Source organism: Romboutsia lituseburensis DSM 797 (genome assembly GCF_900103615.1).
In the GTDB taxonomy this organism is placed as follows: domain Bacteria; phylum Bacillota; class Clostridia; order Peptostreptococcales; family Peptostreptococcaceae; genus Romboutsia_F; species Romboutsia_F lituseburensis.
The window spans coordinates 470,554-489,212 of sequence record NZ_FNGW01000002.1; the positions used below are offsets into that span (position 1 = coordinate 470,554).

Below are 18,659 nucleotides of genomic sequence, written 5' to 3' on the forward strand. Positions count from 1 at the left end.
TTTTTATGTAGTTATCTAATTTTTTCTAAAAGTATACTTTTATTATCGTTAAAACTTATATTTATAGCTATTTATTTTTATATTTCATGCCTAAAAAATTTCAAATATAAAATGAATGAAGGTGTGGTTGGAATTTTATCAGCTATATTATTAATTACTATAACTTTTTCTTATTAATACATATTTAATCTTATTGTTGGAAATGTTAGACATATAGCTTTTTTTCTGATATTATTTATTTTGAGGATAATATTAGTAATTAAATTTAATTATAAAGGAGTTAAATATTATGGAAAGAAAAATTTTAGCTACTGTTGGCGAAAAAGAAATAACTAACTACGATCTTGAAAGTGCATTACAAAGCTTAGATCCATATCAAGCTATGCATTTTAACACTGAAGAAGGAAAAAAACAACTATTAGAAGATTTAGTAAATCAAGAATTATTCTATATAGAGGCTAGAGAAAATAACTTACATAACAACGATGATTTCAAAAGTGAAATGAAAAAAGTTGAAGAAAATATGTTAAAGCAATATGCTATAAACAAAGTTTTATCTAACATAACATTAACTGAAGAAGAAAAAACAGCTTTCTTCGAAGCTAATAAAAGCAAATTTAATAAATCAGAAACTGCTTCTGCTAAACATATATTAGTAGAAACTGAAGATAAAGCTAATGAATTACTTAATAAAATAAACGCTGGTGAAGTTTCTTTCGAAGATGCAGCAGCTGAACATTCTACTTGCCCATCTAAAGACGCTGGCGGAAACTTAGGTTCATTCCCTAGAGGACAAATGGTACCTGAGTTTGAAGAAGAAGTATTTAATATGCAAAAAGGTGAAGTAAGAGGACCTGTTCAAACTCAATTCGGATATCACTTAATAAAATTAGAAGATATCCAACCAGGTGGAGAATCTAAATATGAAGAAGTTCAAAATGAAATAGAAAGAACTTTAATGTACCAAAAACAAAGTGAAATTTATTCAAATAAATTAAACGACTTAAAATCTAAGTATGGAACTAATGTTAAATACAATGACTAATATATAAAAGCCTAGCATTCGCTAGGCTTTTAATTTATTGTAGCAATATTCAATTATATCTCTTCTTTTAATTATTCCTATAAACGTTTTCTGGTCATCAATAACCGGAACAAAATTTTGATTCATTGACTTTGAAATTAAGTCTTCTATATTTGCATTAACTGATACTGGAGCATTATCCATTCGTCTTTTTATATTCATTATAGGAACTTCTTCTACGGCTCTTAAATCTAATGAAAAATCATTCTTTAATGTCCACAATAAATCTCCTTCTGTTATCGTTCCCACATATTTTCCTTCGTTATCAATTATAGGAATAGCTGAATATCTGTGATATTCCATCTTTTCTAAAGCTTGCCTCATAGTGTAGTCTTCATATATATATGCAACCTCACTCTTAGGTGTCAGAAAAAATAATATGTTCACTTTACTACACCTCCAAATACTCTTTTGTTTAAAAAATATAATTTTAAATATATTTTTTTATTTTTATCTCCTTTATAATTTTAACATAATTAGCTATTATTTTAAATTCAAATATCCGTTTATCTCATATTTTTTTATTTCAAAATATATTTTATGGGTATAAAGATAGTAATACATTTTTAACTTTATCTACGGAGGTATTACTATGAATTTTAATTATAAGTTAGAATTAGAAAATATATTAAACAGTGTGTACGAATATAAATTATTTGAAATTATATCTAAAAATAAAGATTTGAATAGCAATATAGATAGTATTTCTGATTATAAAGAAATAATTCAAAATACTAAAATATACTTTGGAAGTGAACTTTACGATTTTATATTAAACCTAATTCCTAAAGATAAGGATGGATATTTCTTTAGATGTGAAATTGCAAAGAGCCATAACTATTCATTCCCAAGAGTTTATGATTATTTAGGTAATCCGTTAAAAAATTTAAACAGTAATAAATTTGCTATACAACTTTGGGAATCACATATGAACAATTTTTTATTAGAAGATCTTGAAATAAAATTTAATCAAAATGATTTTTCTTCATTTGTTGAAAGTCATCTAGAAATACTTAAGCCTAAATTCAAGAAAAATTTAAATGAATATAATGAAAATTCTAAGATTGTAATACAATTTAATAGCCTTGATAACTTAGCTTTAACTGTGAAAAATATGATATTAAATGGTTCTTTAGATTTTTCTTATGCTCAAGACTTAGTTGATTTAGATAAGTTAAGAGATGAAATGAGTAAGTTTAGCGCTACTTTCCATATATATAATGAATTTGATAAATTAGAGGATGATCTTGAGTATTGCATAAATAAATTCTTTAAATATAATTCAAATGAGTTACTTAACTTTTTAATAAAAGAAAAAGGATTTAAGATTAAAGAAGGCATTGGACTAATCAAAGGGTAAGAATTTAATTCTTACCCTTATATATTTCTTAATATAATTAATTTATGTAATTGTATTAAAAAAGCCGCTTAAAAAGCGGCTGTGTTTCACATATTACTAGAATTACTAATATATATGAACTTTAGATTATAATTTAGCTACATTAGCAGCTTGAGGACCTTTAGCTCCTTCAACTACTTCAAATTGAACGCTTTGTCCTTCTTCTAAAGACTTGTATCCTTCACCAGTTATTGCTGAGAAATGTACGAAAACATCTCCTTCACCTTCTACAGATATAAATCCAAATCCTTTTTCGTTGTTAAACCACTTAACTACACCAGTTTTCATTAATAAATCCTCCTAAAAAAAACACAAAATTATTTAATTACAATTAATGTAATCTTATTACTATTTTATCATATATAGATATATTTGTCAATTATTATTAGTTTTATACACACATATATGATATTTTTTCTAAAAATATACATGCTATAGTTAAGTTTATTTTAATTTTTGTTAATAATGTACTTGTATTATATGAAATCTTATTTCTTTATCACTCCAACCTAAATCCCATGGTACCAATAATCTATCTGTGTTGTGACAAGTTACTAACGGATAACCTTTTGAGTCTATACCAGTTACAGTAGATACATGAGTTATTCGTCCGCCTTTTTCATAGGCTACAAAGTCACCTGGCTTTAAGTTATACGCACTTTTATATACGTCTTGATAAGATCCTTTAGATATTAAGCTACCTCTTCCACTATATAATATGTAGTTCTTAAATGCTTGAGCATTTACCCAAGCTTTAGTCCCTGCATTATCCGAATAGTTCCAAGTATCATTTTTCTTGAATCTTCCACTTTCAAACATTATTTGAGATGCAAAATTAGCGCAATCTCCTCCTTCAGGATTATAATCTCTATAATTAGAATTAAATTTTAAACCATATTCTTCGTCAGCCGCTGCTCCACAGTATTTATGGGCATATTCAATACCTTTTAATTGCTCTTGACTTAAGTCTAATTTTTTAGGATCTTGACTTAAAATATAATTTCTTATATCTTCCGATTTTATATTTTCAAGATTTAATGAATCTGCAAAAGGATCGGTATACCATTCTTTAGTAATAATACATTGATTATCTTTTATCTTAACATTTAAGTAATGATATGTTCCTATCCTAAACATATTTATTATATCTTTTTGATTCTCATATGAATATTTATATTCAGTAGATACTGTACATATAATTCCATACAAATCATCTTCTTTTTCTTTTACTTTTTTTACTTTAACTTTCGTTTTAATGTCATTAAACTTGACTCCTTGTTTGCTTGACCAATTTTCAAGATATTTCATTTTTTTAGCTTCATGTTCATATGCCCACAAACCAAATTTTTTATTTGTTTCATAAAGGTTTTTGAGTATATTTTCATCTTTTTCCAGTAAAGCTTTGTTTCTATAATCAAATAGATTTTCAAGAAGTAACTTATACTGATTATTTACTTCTTCATCATTTATATTACTTGTTTGTATTAGTTTCTCAGGTATATTATATTTATTTTGATTAATATATACATACAAGCCTATTGATAAAGTTAAACTAAGTGAAATAATCAAACATCTGATGTACTTATTTCTTATTATGATTTTTTTCAAAGTTACACCTCCTAGCAAAGAGTACATCTGTCATTATTTTTAAATTATTTTTTATTATTATGTCCAAATCATAAGTAAATAATTTTATTTATTTAATTTAAGTTAAAATTGTTATCATACATTTAAATTTTTATTTTATTTACTAGGTTTTTTAAAATAATAGTAGTAATATAATTATGTAGTTTATTATCTTAGTGCTATTATTTTAAGTTTTTGGAGGTGTAATTATTTTGAAAAAAATAGCTGCAATTAATGATTTATCTGGTATTGGAAGGTGTTCTTTAACAGTTGCACTTCCCATAATTTCAGCATTAAAGGTTCAATGTTGTCCCTTTCCTACCGCTATATTGTCTAGCCAGACAGGGTATCCAGAATATACATTTTTAGATTTTACTAATCATATGAATGATTATTATCATGTTTGGAAAAATCTAAATGCAAACTTTGATTGTATATATAGTGGATTTTTGGGTTCTAAAGAACAAGTGGATATTGTGTGTAAATTTATTTGTGAAAATAAAAATTCATTTGTTATTGTTGACCCAGTTATGGGTGATGAAGGAAAACTTTATCCAGTTTTTGATGATGATATGTGCAAAAAAATTAAAAACTTAGTTAAACATGCAAATTTAGTAACCCCAAATTTAACAGAAGCATGCCTTTTAACTAATTATGAATATAAGAAAGATACTTTTTCAGAATTAGAAATTCTAGATATAGCTAAAAAAATATGTACTTTAGGTCCTCAAAAAGTTATTATAACAGGGATAATATCAGAGGATAATATTATTAACTTAGCATATGATAAAGATTTAAATAAACACTTTGTGACATCTATAAAATATAATAATAAATCTTATAGTGGAACTGGCGATATATTTACATCTATCGTTTCAGGTCTTTTAATGAGAGACTTTTCTCTAGAAGATGCTACTAAAGAAGCTACTAAATTTATCTCAGAAACTGTTAACTATACATCTCAATTTGATACAAATCGAAATGATGGAGTAATGTTTGAGAATTACTTACATATGCTAACAACACTTTAATTAAAAAGGGATACCTAAAAAGGTATCCCAATTCCACGTTGTCAATTTCTTATATGTCAAATATCATACCTTATATACTATTAAATTTTTATACCTTTTGTTACTAATTTAATATTTTTTATTATTACAAATTCTAATTACCTTTATTTATTCTATAATTAAAATTTTATTTATAGAATATAATATATAGATTTAATAAAAGGGGGAATTTACATGGATATAAATCAAAGATCAAAAGAGTTTGCTCAATATGTAAAAGCTACTGATGAATTTAAAAATATGAATAAGTGTAAATTAGAATTAGAGAGAAATAGAAATCTAAAAAAACAACTAGATAGTTATATTAATAAAAAAAATAACATTTATTCAAATTATAGAATGGAAGATGCATCAAAAAAAATAAGTCAATTAAATCGTGATTACCATAGTTTTTTTAATCTTCCTATAGTTGCTAATTATATGCAAGCTACAAGAGATTTTAATAATATGATGGAAAAACTTTATAAAAGTATAGAAAAAGAACTCTTAAAGTAATCTATTAATTGACAAATAAAAAAGAATGCCTAAATAGGCACTCTTTTTTATTTACATATTATATTTTTAGTCAAAGTCTCTAGGTTGAATCATCATATTTTGCATCATATTTTGCATCATCATATAGTAATTCATCCACATATCATTCATATCTTGATATTGATTTACATATGCATTCATATAAGGCATATCTAAACTTGGATATTCTTGAGAAAATCCACCTATATATTGCATATTGCACATATCATACATAGGGCTTACATATGTTGCACATCCATTATTCATACATATATCTTCATCTTCTACATATATTATTTCTTCTTTTTCATAGCATGGATTGCAATAATTGTTGTGTTTAACTTTACATCCGCATTCTTTTTTCTTCGGAGCTTGGCATTCACATTTTTCTATTTTACATCCGCATTCTTTTTTCTTTGGAGCTTGGCATTCACATTTTTCTATTTTACATCCACATTCTTTTTTCTTTGGAGCTTGGCATTCACATTTTTCTATTTTGCATCCGCATTCTTTTTTCTTTGGAGCTTGGCATCCACATTTTTCTATTTTACATTCACAGTCTATTTCCATTTCACATTTAGGTTTAGTTTCACATAAATCTAATTTATCACTACATTTTTTAATCATATCTTCACATTTTTTAGATTTATGCTCATATTCTTTTATTTTTTCCCCTGCTGATTTATAACATTCTAATGCCTTTTCATCACATTTTAAAGCTTGATTATATAAACATTTAGCTTTATCGTTATGTTCTTGAGCTTTTTCATATAAACATTTAGCTTTTTCACAATTGCATTCAGCTTCTTTTTCTACCTTTTCAGCTTCTTTATATAAACATTTAGCTCGTTCACAAAGTTTTTCAGCCTTTTCCATTAATTCTTTTGCTTTACATTCAGCTGCTTTTGCTTCTTTTTCATCACAATTAGCATTTTGTATTAAATTTTGAGCTTTAGCACATAAAACTTTAGATGATTTTTCACATTCTTTAGCTTGTTCATATGCTTCTTGAGCTTTACATTCACATTCTAAAGCTCTTTCAAATAAATCTTCTGCTTGTTTAGCTAATTTAACACATTTATCTACGCAAGTTATTTCATAGTCCTCACAAGGACACTCTACATATTGTTTAATTGGTTTTTTACATGGTTTACATGTATTACTTGGCTTGCATGGTTTACATGGTTTACATGTATTAGCTGGTTTGCATGTATTGACTGGTTCATTACATGTATTACATATGTTACATTCTTCATAGTTTACTGTAGAACATTGTTGTTTTTTTCTTTTTCTCATAAAACGTCAAACCCCTTTGCTGTAAATTTACCCCCATAAGAAAAACTTATGTTGTCTAATATAATTATATGATTGTCTTTCAATGTGGTTACTAATTCTTTATAGTTGAAGTATTTTGATATAAAGAATTACTATTTTATTTAGTATATTAAAATTTTTTTTTAATTTATGATAAAAATATATTTTACCTTTTTTATAATATTTTTTATGCTATTTGCACATCATATTTACAAGAATTGCAAATTAAAATGTAGCAATTTCTTGATAGGAGTGATTTTATGACTTTTAATGAATTTAACAACACTAATGAAGAGGAACTTTATTACTTCGAAGATGATTGTTGCAACTTAGGAGACGATTTAAAGACATTTACTCAATCTAACCCTTTATTAACAAAAGGTTTATTAGTGGGATCCACTTTAGCAGCTGCAACTATCATTAGCCCTAAAGTAAGAAAGGTTACGATCCCAACATGTAAATTTTTAGCAAAGCAACAATTAAAACTATTAGCAGGTATCGGTGTACTATCTATAGCAACTTATATAACTAGTAATTCTAGTGATTTACACGATACAAATTAAAAACTAAATAATAAAAAACAGCATTAGATATAAATTATATCTAATGCTGTTTTAGTCTATTTGTATTAATTCATCGTTATAATACAACTGAACCTTTTCTATCCAATCTCCATTATAATTATCTTGAATTATATTCTTAACTATAGTATTTATAGTGTACTCTTTTGTTGAATCATTTAAATAATCGTCTTTCCAAGATACCCTACTTTTTTGAGAATCTTTGTACTCTACTAAATTAATTTTAGCTGTATTTTTACCAAATACTTTTACATTCATAGGTAATCCATTAAAACATTCTTGAGAAATACTATTTATTATAATATTTAATTTTTCTTCTAAAGAGCTATTAACATCTACTTTTACATATTTAGTAGTAGTTGTATCCTTTGCCATAACACTTATAGGCATTTCAATCACAGTATTTTTTTTAATTGTTTCGCTACTTTTAATCCTATTTTCACTTATATTTAATGCTTTTTTATCACTATTAACTATTATTGAAGATGGCTTCTCATCTATTATATTAGAACTTTGTTTATAATTTGCGCACGACGTAGCTAATAAAGTAGTAGCAATTAAAAATAAAGTTATCGCTATTTTTTTCATAAGTATACCTCTTCTTTTTATTATTATTTAATATTATATCACAGTATACTATATATTTTTAGCTATTTCACGATTTTTCTACTTTATTTTTAAAATTTTAATATTTTTTATTATTTTATACTTATATAATTAGATTTAACTTGAATTTTATATTCTTTTTCATTGTTTTTTAAATTATCATTTAAATTAATATTTAATTCTCTTGAATTCTGTAATTTATCTATATTATTATTGTCAATTTTATGTCTTTCTATCAGCTCACTAAAGTCTATACTTTCTATTGATTTTAAATCTAAATTTACATTGTATTTATCTATAGGCAAGTCTAACTCTGTACTTGATTGTTTGGCATTAACAACTAAATTTTTAGCTACAGGTGTATCTACTCTTATTGCAATATCTCCATATTCATTAGCTGATTGATTTATTTCCACATTTTGCGGTATATAATTTTCTATATCATCTATGAATATATCTTGCTCATCTGAATATATATTTACTGAATTTGCTATAATATTTACATTCTTTATCCCTAATAGTTCTGATACAGACATCTGTATATAATTTTTAGATCTAATATTTAAATCATTTAAATTCTTTATCTTCTTAGGTAATGATATATTTCCTGTAATTGTCTTAAAATTTAATGTACTCAATAAAATATCATCTTCTACTATTAAAGCCCCATTTTCTGTTGTCACATTTACGTCCATTTCCTTAGGTACATATATAGTGATTGTATTTGTATTATATGAGTAAAGTTCTTCTATCATTAAATCAGCAATATCATTTATATCCTTAAATTCACCATAATTTTTATCATTTTTTTTATTTTGAGTAATTAAAAGTTCATTTTCATTATTACTTACATCATATGAGTCCTCTTTATTTGACCCTTTTTTAGTAATTATTATGCCTTCTTTGTCATGTTTTTTTATTATTACATTAGCTTCATTAGTACTTATATTTAATTTGTTAACATCTATTTCTTTATTAAATACTACACTCTCTTTATTTAAATCTTGCTCTATCTGTGATGCCATATTTACAAAATAAGGAACAGATGCAATTCCAAAGCTGATAGATCCTATAATACCTACTACTATTAACACAATAGCAAATATAGTTATTTTCTTATTCATACCTTTCATCGCCTTCCTCCTTTACATTATCTGTATCTAAATTTTCATAGTAATCTTCTTCTAATTCTTTTTTATCATACTCTTCCTTTTTTTTGCTAGCATTTATATATATATTTCTTGTCTTTATCCAATGTCTATAATTTTTTATTATTTTAATACATAAAGATATTAAAAAAATGTATATTTGCCATGCAAGAATTTGTCCACCTATAAATGCCATTGACATAAATGTGTAAAGTAATATAGTTTCAGTTGTTCCTTTTAAAAAGTTTACAGCTAATGGTATAGTTGCAATATAAGCTATTAAAAATCCAGAAAGTGTTATACCTATTCCGGCTAAAGTTATTAATATCGCTATAGAAGGTATAATCAAAATAATTGATAATATAGTTAATATAACTTGTATCCATTTTCTATTCTTTTCATGGTTTTCATTATTTATATTAGGCGTTAATTTTTCACTAATATAATCTTTTGTCTGATTGTATTTTTCTCTTATTCTTAGTTTTAATAAGTTAAGTTTGTCATTTAATCTATCGTTAGAGCTAGATTCGCCTTTGCCATCTTTTTTTATCTGTGATATTAGTTCATTTGCTATAGCCTTTGGAGATCCTAGTGCTTCTATTATCTCCATATCACTTTTTCCTTCTATTAATCCATCTACAAAGTATTCTTCATAATCTCTTAGTATGTCATTTATTTCATTTTCTGAAAAATCCTTTTTTAGATAGTCTTTTAAAATTTCTAAAAATTCTATTTTATTCAAAATTATTACCTCCTTCTTTATTATCAATTAATATATTTACTGCTTTTACAAATTCCTTCCACTCTATAAGTAGTTTCTGTAAATTTTCATTTCCAAGTTCAGTTAATTTATAATACTTTCTCGCTGGTCCTTCACTAGATTCTAAAATATATGTTTCAAAGTATTCTTCCTTTGTTAACCTTCTAAGTATTGGATAAATCGTACCTTCATTAACATCTATAACTTTAGATATGTTTTGAACTATTTCATATCCATACATGTCTTTTTTAGATATAAGTGCTAATACACAAATTTCTAAAACACCTTTTCTAAATTGAGTATTCACATTACTCCTCCTTTCTATTAAACACAATACTTTGTTTTACACAGTACTATGTTATATATTCTTATACATAAATCTTAACACAGTACTTTGTTTCACACAATAGTATTTTTGATTTTTATCTATATATTTATCCTTTTTAAGCAAATATAAAGCATCTTAAACTGTTTATGATTTAAGATGCTTTATAAAACTTAAGAAATATATGCTATTATAAGATTTATAGTTTCTATAATTGATTTTATGTGAGTCCTTTCATACCCATGTGATGAAAATACACCAGGACCTATAAGCGCAAATTTAGCATCCATACCTGACTTTAATGCCGCAGTAGCATCAGACCCATAATTTGGATATATATCTAATTTATAATTAATTGATCTAGACTTGCAAGTACTGATAAGCCTATTTACTAAATCATAATCATAAGGTCCATTAGAATCTTTAGTGCATATACATACATCATATTCAGTAGAATTTTGCCCTTCTCCTGGACATCCCATATCTACAGCAATAAATTCAGTAGTATTTTTAGGTATAAAAGCAGAAGACCCATGACCAACTTCTTCATAATTGCTAAATAAAAAGTTTATAGTGTTTTTAGGTTTTATATTATTTAATTTTATATATTTAATCGCATATAATATAGCTGCTACAGATGCTTTATCATCTAAATATCTTGATTTGATAAAATCAGATTTAGTTATTCTAGTTCTAGTATCAAATGATATTATGTCTCCAATATCTATACCTAGCTTTAATATATCATCCTTTGAAAAGACTTCTTCATCAATTATTACTTCATAATTTTTACAATCTCTTGGTAGCTCTCTAGCATCATTTCCGTGTATATGAATTGAAGGCCTTATTGTTTGAAGTGTTCCCTCATAACATTTTTCATTTCTAGTATGAATTATACAATTTTCGCCTTCTATGCTATTCATCATATATCCTCCAATTTGAGAAACTGATAACCTTCCATTTGATTTAATTTCTTTTACCATAGCACCTAATGTGTCTATATGAGAAGAAAAAGTTGTTTCTTCATCTTGATTTATTCCATCTATTGTAGCTACAATTATACCTTTATTAGATGTTTTATAATCTACTTTAAGTTCTTTAAGTTCACTTTTTATATACTCACAAATATTACCTGTATATCCCGTAGGACTTGGAATATTTAATAGTTCTTCTAAGTACTTTTTTATTAAATTTTTATTATGCATTTTAACCTCTCCTTTTATACTCTATTTAATTACATATACTTACATTATGTATCCTCTATAAAAATAGTACATTAATGAATAAATAAATATTATCAAAACTATTCTTTGTATATAAGATACTAAAAATTCTTTTTTGTTTAGTTTTATATTTGTATTATTTATATATATATAATTACTACTTATACAAGTACAATTTAATACTGCTATTATAGCTATCAAAAGTCTAGTTGAATATTGTACATGCAAGTTAACATTGTCTATTGCTATAATATTATTATAAAATATATTTATAATGAATATGCTTAAATCTGATTTATTTGGTATTTTTAGTAATTGTAGAATTGGAGAAAATATGACTTGTACTGTTTCTGATATTAAATTACTATTTATTATAATTTGACCTAAATACAACACTAATACTAAATTTGGTATTAATTTCATAAGTATCGATATTGATTCTTCCAAATTGTTTAACATTGATTTGAATATGTTTGTTTTAGATTTATTTTTCAAATATTTCTTAATCGCTTTTTCTAATTTATCACTCTTGTGTATTGTTTCTTTGTAGCTAGTTTTTGTTAAGTATGATTTTTTCTTTTTTTTAATTGGGTATAATCTGCTCATTAAAATATTTAATATTAATACTAAAAAAATAACCATAATAGTTAAGTCTCTACACTTTATATTTAACTCTTTCGAAACATATAAAATCATAGGAATTGAAAGTATAGAAAAATTTAATACAAGATTACAAGCTTCATTCAGTCTTATTTTTCCTTCATTATAAAGTTTACTAGTCATAAACATACCACAAAAACAATCTGTTGATAGATATAATAAAATATTTATAATTGTTTTTCCACTTAAATTAAAGTTTTTTTTCATAAATACATGACAATACGACTCTACAACGTCTAATAATCCATAATCTAATAAAAAAGTTATAAATATTGCACTTATTGGAAATACCGTAGATATGTTTATAACTAACTCATAGATTAACAAAGATACATTATCATTTAATAATATAATTTCATTTTTGCCATAAAAAATACTTAAAATTATTATTAAACTAAATAATCGTATATAGTTTAATATTTCATTAGTTCCATTTTTTTTACTTATGAATATTGATTTTATACATGATAAACTTACATAAACTATCACACATAACTCTAAAAAACTATTTGCTTGAGTTTGTAATTTATAAGAAATATGATATATGATAGTCCAATAATGTCCGTTTATTTTTATAGGAATAAAAAATACAACTATACCTATTATAGAATATATTATAAGCTTCAAAATATTGGCAAATTCAATTAATACTTTTCCATCATCACAGTTTTTATTTACACCTTCCATACCTCCACCTCATATAATATTTTCACCTTTATATTAGTTATTTCCTTCTTATATTACTCAACTTTTATTGTTGTTGATTAAATTTTGTTATAGCTGTATAATACTATAATTATAAAGTTAAATTAATAGAGGTGAATAATTAATGGATATAGATAAACCCAAGACGATCTTAATACTTACAGCTCAATTTGGTGCTGGCCATATAAGCGCTGCAAATGCTATTAAGGATTATCTTATAGATGCGGATCCTAGTTTAAATGTTATAATTCAAAATTTTATAAATGCTAGTCTTCCGAGATTAAATAAACCTATGATTAAGTTGTATGAAAATAATACTAAATATACACCAGGTTTATATAATTATTATTACTATTTAAAAAAATCATTCGATTCTAAACACGACATAGCACATAAACTATATACACCTAAACTAGCAGAGTATATCCTAGAAACTAAACCTAGTTTAATTGTATCTACATTCCCATTAGCTGCAGCTTGTGTATATAATTTCAAAGTTAAGTACCCTGACATTAATATACCTACACTAACTGTAATTACAGACGTTGTAGATAGCCTTGAATGGATATATCCACAAACAGATATGTATTTTGTTCCATCTTGTGAAATAAAAAATAGATTTGTTCAAAAAGGTATTTCTCCTAATTGCATAAAGGCGACGGGTGTGCCTATAAATAAAAAGTTCTATTCTGATAAAAAGTCAAATACTCCTAATAAATATAATATATTGATGCTTGGTGGCGGTAGAGGGTTATTCGATGTTGATGAAAGCTTTATGTATTGGATTGACGAGTATTTGAATTCGTATAAAGATAAAATAAGCGTTACAATTGTCACTGGTAAAAATAAAAAATTATATAATTATCTTACAGAAAAAAAACCTTTATCTAATATAAAAGTTTTAGGATATGTCAATGATATGCACAACTTAGTTAAAAAGTATGACCTTATGATAACTAAACCTGGAGGTGCTACATTATTTGAAGCAATTCACTCATTAACTCCAGTTATTGTAAAAGTTCCTAAAGTAGGTCAAGAAATAGAAAATGCTAAGTTTATAATAGATAAAGGCATAGGATTTATATATACAGATGAGAATGACTTAAAAAATGTATTTATAAAAATCTCTTCAGGAGATTTTAATTCTATTTTAAGTTTTATGAAAGAAAATATGGTTAATTTCAAAAATGCTATTGAGTATGATAAAGCTTCAGATTATATACTAAAACTAATAAATAACAAGAGTTAACTCTTGTTATTTATTAGTTTTTTTATATTTATTTAAATAAATTATTTTATCATCACTATTAGGTTTAATTTGTTTTATGGTTATTATATTAAACTTATTACTTTTTTTCTTTCTTTTTAAGTCTGAATCCAAATTCATGATTCTAGAAACCATATAACCTTCAGCAATTATAAAAAGTAAAGTTGCTAAAAATTCTAAATCTAATGTTGTTTTATATCCATTGATACCATAGGTAGCTATAGAGTAAACTTTTATAAATCCAACTGACATAAAATGTATTATTATAATTTGTAATGTCCTTTCTAGCTCTTGAGCTACTGTGCTTTTCTTAAGCTTATTCCATATATATACTTTAGTTTTTCCCTTAGCCCTTAATATATCATTATATAGTTGATTAACCATATTAACATTTAAAAATCTAAGCCCAATTAAAGTTATAGATGCTATTAAATAAAAATATGTGTCATATATATATTCATCAAATGCAACAGATACATCTTGCTTTAACAAATACCACCCTATATATATAAATGAAAAAACTAATCCAGTTATATTTATTCGATATTCTCTTTTTTTAGTCACAAAGCTATAAAAAAACATAGCAAATAATAACGCTACTATTATATAATCGTATTTTTGATTATTTACTACATTACATACAACTACTGGAGAAACAACGTATACAAATATATCTGCAATAAATTTATTTCTCATAAAAACCTCCTTTGTGAATTTTCTAAATATTCAAACATTATAATTTATAAATTCTCTACTATTTATATTAATCCTTTTTTATAATTAATTTTATGCTAAAAAGAAGGGTATATGACCCTTCTTTTTAATAAGAATGTAAATTTTTTCAATATTCATATTTATCTATCTACTGCATTTATCGGATTAATATTTTCATCATCTACTATTGTTTCAAAGTGTAAATGGTTTCCAGTTGAATTCCCTGTTGTACCAACCTTAGCTATCACTTGACCTTGCTTTACTATATCTCCTTCTTTAACTAAATTAGATGTATTATGTGCATAAACGCTTTTCTTTCCATCAAAATGTTTTATTTTAACTACATTTCCATATCCATTTTGTATACCTGAAAAAATTACGACTCCATCATCAGTTGATATTATATCCGTATTTTGTGGAGCTGGTATATCAATACCTCTATGAAAATTTTTTTCACCCGTTATTGGATGTATTCTTTCTCCAAAAGGAGAACTTATATCAGTATATAATGGTACTGGCCATATTCCTGATATAAAATCTAAATTATTTTTAGCTAAATAAGCTTTTTTATTTTCTTCGATTGTTTTTTCTAAATAAGCTTCCTCAATTATACTCTCTTCAAGTTGTTTTTCTAAATTTGATTTTTCCTGTTCTATAGATTCAATTTCATTTTCAACTTTATCTTCATTTGCTAAAATTTCTTGATCTACAAAGCTTATACTTACAACTTCTGTATCATCTGAACTTAGAGACTGTCCCTCTTCTATATACTTTCTTTTTTCATTAATTTGACCTTCAAGGTTACTAATTTTATTTTTTAAATCTTTTTGATATTCTTTATTTTGAATTAGCGAATCTACATCTGTATTTTCTGTATAAGCATATATTTTATCTTCATTAAGAAGAAAACTTAGTGATAATATTATAAATGCTATCACTATTTTTATACCATTTTTCATGTTTTTTACCACTCCTTTTGTCACCATCTATTAATATTGACTTATTTTTGATAATTTATTACTATATTTCATTTTTTCTCCTTATTAGCACAAAAAGAATCCTAATTTATTTAGGATTCTTTTAATATATATTATGATTTTTTAGTATATTTTCTTGTATCTAATGCAACTGCTGCTATTATTATTATACCTTTCACTATAAATTGTAAATATGTACTAACACCTATAAATGCTAAACCATAATTTATAACCTGGAATATTAACACCCCCGTTATAATTCCACCTATACTTCCGACCCCTCCTGCAAAAGATACTCCTCCAACAACACATGCAGCTATAGCATCCATTTCATACATAAAACCTGTATTATTAGTTGCACTACCAACCCTTGCTGCTTCTAGTGATCCTGCTAAACCATACAGCGCTCCTGCTATTAAATATATTATGATAATATTTCTAGCTACATTTACTCCTGACACTTCCGCTGCTTCAGGATTTCCACCTATTGCAAACATATTTTTACCAAGCTTTGTTTTATTCCATACAAACCACATTACTATAGAAATCATAACAGCGTAAATTATAAGATATGGAACTCTAAAATTACCAGTTCCTATATTACCTTGAGCTAACTTCGTAAATACAGGATCTAATCCTGCTATAGGCTGTGCTCCATATGGTGGCCTATCAAAATACAAAGATGTTAAACCATATGCAATAAGCATAGTCCCCATTGTCGCTATAAACGGCGGTGTTTTAAGCTTTGCTACTGCCCATCCATTCATAACTCCCATAAGTCCACAAAGTCCCATAGTTAATAAAATAGGTATAACTATAGGTAATCTTTGAAGATCAGGATACATTCTATACGCATAATCAGTTGCTTGTAACAAAGATGCTGATATCACTGCCGCTAAACCGATTATTCTTCCTGCAGAAAGGTCTGTACCTTGTGTTACTATTATACCACCTACACCTAGTGCTATTATTACACGTATAGATGATTGTGCTAATATATTTCTAAGATTATTTATTGAAAGAAACTGCGGTTCTATAAAAATTATAACTACTAGTAGTGCAACTAAAACTAATTGAATTGCATTATTAGTAAAAAACTCCTTCATAGAAGTTTTATTATTTAAACTTTCTTTAACTTGTGATTTCATAACTATCCCCCTCTAAAAACTTTGCTGATAATTTCATTATCTCTTCTTGTGTAGTATTTTTAGAATCAACTATCCCTGCAACTTTTCCGTTGCTCATTACTAAAATTCTATCTGTTACGCCTATTAGTTCTGGCATTTCTGATGAAATCATTATTATACCTTTTTCTTTACTTGCTAGCTCATTTATCAATTGATAAATTTCATATTTTGCTCCAACATCTATACCTCTTGTAGGCTCATCTAGCATAAGTACTTCTGGATTTGTTAAAAGCCATCTTCCTATTATTACCTTCTGCTGATTTCCTCCTGATAAACTACCGATAGGCGTCTTTGTTGATGGAGTTTTTACTTTCATAGATTCTATTACCCACTTAGTATCATTTCCCATTTTTTTATTTGATAAAAATAATAAATTCGATCTGTATGAATTCATATTTGATATTGTAGAGTTAAACTCAATGCTTAATTGTGGAAATATTCCTGTACTTCTTCTTTCTTCTGTAACTAAAGCAAATCCATTTTCCATAGCACTCCTTGGATTTTTATTAATAATCTCTTTATTATGCAGTTTAACTTTTCCAGAATCTATTTTTCTCATTCCGAATAAAGCTTCTACAATTTCTGTTCTTTTAGATCCAACAAGTCCTGCTATACCTAATATTTCACCTTTTTTCAGGCTAAAGCTTACATCTTTTAAGCCAAACTTTATATTTTCAGTTAATCCTTCTACTTCTAATATTATTTCACCGGGATGATTTTGTTTTGGAGGGAATCTATTGGACATATCTCTTCCTACCATCATACTTATGATATTATCGATTGTTATGTCACTAGATTTTTTTGTGCCTATTAGCTGCCCATCTCTCATAACTGTTACATAGTCTGATATTTTTAATATTTCTTCCATCTTATGAGATATATAAATTATAGCAACATTATTTTTTCTTAATTTATTAATAATCCTAAATAAATGTTCAACTTCTTTTTCTGTAAGAGATGAAGTTGTTTCATCCATTACTATAACCTTGGAATCATAAGAAACGGCCTTAGCGATTTCCACCATTTGCATTTGTGATACAGATAAAGACCCTACCTTCTGTCTAGGATCTACAGTTATATCTAAATCTTTAAATATCTTAACCGTATCTTCATACATTTTTTGCTCATCTATAAATAACCCTTTCTTTGGATACCTTCCTAGCCATATATTATCTAATATATTTCTTTGTCTAACTTGATTAAGTTCTTGATGAACCATCGATACTCCATTGTCTAAAGCTTGTCTTGTATTTTGAAAATTAACTTCCTTACTATCTAAAAATATTTTACCTGAATTTTTTTGGTAAATTCCAAATAAACATTTCATCAGAGTTGATTTTCCAGCTCCATTTTCCCCCATTAATGCATGAACTGTTCCTGGCTTTACTTTTAAGTTTACCTCTGATAAAGCTTTTACTCCTGGAAATTCTTTTGATATATTCAACATCTCTAATACAAATTCATTATTTATATTTTCCAAAAGTTGCTCCCCCTTTTGAC

Annotated in this window: 20 protein-coding genes; 6 read left to right on the plus strand and 14 right to left on the minus strand. The window is 25.9% G+C overall.

All coding sequences use genetic code 11. The annotated features are described in order from the left end of the window. The first annotated feature begins 289 nt into the window (after nucleotides 1-289). The gene (locus tag BLP75_RS05360; RefSeq protein WP_092724563.1) at nucleotides 290-1,045 is read left to right on the plus strand and encodes a peptidylprolyl isomerase; all 756 of its coding nucleotides are present in this window, start codon (nucleotides 290-292) and stop codon (nucleotides 1,043-1,045) included. Nucleotides 1,046-1,066: 21 nt separating this feature from the next. Here BLP75_RS05360 and BLP75_RS05365 read toward each other — a convergent pair whose 3' ends face one another. Next, nucleotides 1,067-1,471, minus strand: coding sequence for a CBS domain-containing protein (locus tag BLP75_RS05365; protein ID WP_092724565.1), 405 nt, complete (start codon nucleotides 1,469-1,471; stop codon nucleotides 1,067-1,069). A 205-nt stretch (nucleotides 1,472-1,676) separates the two neighbouring features. Here BLP75_RS05365 and BLP75_RS05370 point away from each other — a divergent pair, with 205 nt between their 5' ends. Further along, a complete protein-coding gene (locus BLP75_RS05370; RefSeq protein WP_092724567.1) occupies nucleotides 1,677-2,444 on the plus strand; it encodes a hypothetical protein in 768 nt (255 codons plus the stop codon). 126 nt (nucleotides 2,445-2,570) lie between these two features. Here BLP75_RS05370 and BLP75_RS05375 read toward each other — a convergent pair whose 3' ends face one another. Together BLP75_RS05375 and BLP75_RS05380 are read right to left on the minus strand one after the other, a co-directional pair. Continuing rightward, nucleotides 2,571-2,771 carry a cold-shock protein gene (locus BLP75_RS05375; protein WP_092724569.1) on the minus strand — a complete coding sequence of 67 codons (201 nt, stop codon included), beginning with the start codon at nucleotides 2,769-2,771 and terminating at the stop codon, nucleotides 2,571-2,573. A gap of 171 nt (nucleotides 2,772-2,942) precedes the next feature. Then, entirely contained in the window at nucleotides 2,943-4,091 is a 1,149-nt protein-coding gene (locus BLP75_RS05380; protein WP_092724571.1) for an amidase domain-containing protein, read from the minus strand. 230 nt (nucleotides 4,092-4,321) lie between these two features. On the opposite strand from BLP75_RS05380, the gene BLP75_RS05385 reads away from it, so the two are divergent. Together BLP75_RS05385 and BLP75_RS05390 are read left to right on the plus strand one after the other, a co-directional pair. Beyond that, nucleotides 4,322-5,140 carry a pyridoxamine kinase gene (locus BLP75_RS05385; protein WP_330385783.1) on the plus strand — a complete coding sequence of 273 codons (819 nt, stop codon included), beginning with the start codon at nucleotides 4,322-4,324 and terminating at the stop codon, nucleotides 5,138-5,140. A gap of 213 nt (nucleotides 5,141-5,353) precedes the next feature. After that, on the plus strand, nucleotides 5,354-5,674 hold the full coding sequence (locus BLP75_RS05390) for a YlbF/YmcA family competence regulator (RefSeq protein ID WP_092724575.1): 321 nt from the start codon (nucleotides 5,354-5,356) through the stop codon (nucleotides 5,672-5,674). Between the two features lie 66 nt (nucleotides 5,675-5,740). On the opposite strand, the gene BLP75_RS05395 is transcribed toward BLP75_RS05390, so the two are convergent. Next, nucleotides 5,741-6,988, minus strand: a complete 1,248-nt coding sequence (locus BLP75_RS05395) for a hypothetical protein (RefSeq protein WP_092724577.1) — start codon at nucleotides 6,986-6,988, stop codon at nucleotides 5,741-5,743. 278 nt (nucleotides 6,989-7,266) lie between these two features. On the opposite strand from BLP75_RS05395, the gene BLP75_RS05400 reads away from it, so the two are divergent. Next, nucleotides 7,267-7,569: a hypothetical protein gene (locus BLP75_RS05400; protein ID WP_092724579.1), complete on the plus strand. Its 303-nt coding sequence runs from the start codon at nucleotides 7,267-7,269 to the stop codon at nucleotides 7,567-7,569. 51 nt (nucleotides 7,570-7,620) lie between these two features. On the opposite strand, the gene BLP75_RS05405 is transcribed toward BLP75_RS05400, so the two are convergent. From BLP75_RS05405 to BLP75_RS05430, 6 genes are all read right to left on the minus strand, one after another. Then, on the minus strand, nucleotides 7,621-8,175 hold the full coding sequence (locus BLP75_RS05405) for a hypothetical protein (RefSeq protein ID WP_092724581.1): 555 nt from the start codon (nucleotides 8,173-8,175) through the stop codon (nucleotides 7,621-7,623). A 110-nt stretch (nucleotides 8,176-8,285) separates the two neighbouring features. Continuing rightward, on the minus strand, nucleotides 8,286-9,326 hold the full coding sequence (locus tag BLP75_RS05410; protein ID WP_092724583.1) for a DUF4097 family beta strand repeat-containing protein: 1,041 nt from the start codon (nucleotides 9,324-9,326) through the stop codon (nucleotides 8,286-8,288). Then, complete coding sequence (locus BLP75_RS05415) at nucleotides 9,310-10,083, minus strand: DUF1700 domain-containing protein (RefSeq protein WP_170139168.1); 774 nt, start codon at nucleotides 10,081-10,083, stop codon at nucleotides 9,310-9,312. The genes BLP75_RS05410 and BLP75_RS05415 overlap by 17 nt, the downstream gene beginning before the upstream one ends. Next, entirely contained in the window at nucleotides 10,076-10,408 is a 333-nt protein-coding gene (locus tag BLP75_RS05420) for a PadR family transcriptional regulator (RefSeq protein WP_092724588.1), read from the minus strand. Before BLP75_RS05420 ends, BLP75_RS05415 begins: the two co-directional genes overlap by 8 nt. A 191-nt stretch (nucleotides 10,409-10,599) precedes the next feature. Continuing rightward, a complete protein-coding gene (locus BLP75_RS05425; RefSeq protein WP_092724590.1) occupies nucleotides 10,600-11,631 on the minus strand; it encodes a M42 family metallopeptidase in 1,032 nt (343 codons plus the stop codon). Nucleotides 11,632-11,670: 39 nt separating this feature from the next. After that, nucleotides 11,671-12,996 (minus strand): hypothetical protein, encoded by a 1,326-nt coding sequence (locus BLP75_RS05430; protein ID WP_092724592.1) that lies wholly within the window; start codon nucleotides 12,994-12,996, stop codon nucleotides 11,671-11,673. 142 nt (nucleotides 12,997-13,138) lie between these two features. Between BLP75_RS05430 and BLP75_RS05435 the strand changes: the two genes are divergently transcribed. Beyond that, a complete protein-coding gene (locus BLP75_RS05435) occupies nucleotides 13,139-14,263 on the plus strand; it encodes an MGDG synthase family glycosyltransferase (protein WP_170139169.1) in 1,125 nt (374 codons plus the stop codon). Nucleotides 14,264-14,269: 6 nt separating this feature from the next. On the opposite strand, the gene BLP75_RS05440 is transcribed toward BLP75_RS05435, so the two are convergent. From BLP75_RS05440 to mglA, 4 genes are all read right to left on the minus strand, one after another. Further along, entirely contained in the window at nucleotides 14,270-14,977 is a 708-nt protein-coding gene (locus BLP75_RS05440; RefSeq protein ID WP_092724593.1) for a hypothetical protein, read from the minus strand. A 158-nt stretch (nucleotides 14,978-15,135) separates the two neighbouring features. Next, entirely contained in the window at nucleotides 15,136-15,954 is an 819-nt protein-coding gene (locus BLP75_RS05445) for a M23 family metallopeptidase (protein ID WP_170139170.1), read from the minus strand. 131 nt (nucleotides 15,955-16,085) lie between these two features. After that, a complete protein-coding gene (gene mglC / locus BLP75_RS05450) occupies nucleotides 16,086-17,120 on the minus strand; it encodes a galactose/methyl galactoside ABC transporter permease MglC (RefSeq protein WP_092724597.1) in 1,035 nt (344 codons plus the stop codon). Next, nucleotides 17,104-18,639 (minus strand): galactose/methyl galactoside ABC transporter ATP-binding protein MglA, encoded by a 1,536-nt coding sequence (gene mglA, locus BLP75_RS05455; protein ID WP_092724599.1) that lies wholly within the window; start codon nucleotides 18,637-18,639, stop codon nucleotides 17,104-17,106. The genes mglC and mglA overlap by 17 nt, the downstream gene beginning before the upstream one ends. Nucleotides 18,640-18,659: the final 20 nt, after the last annotated feature.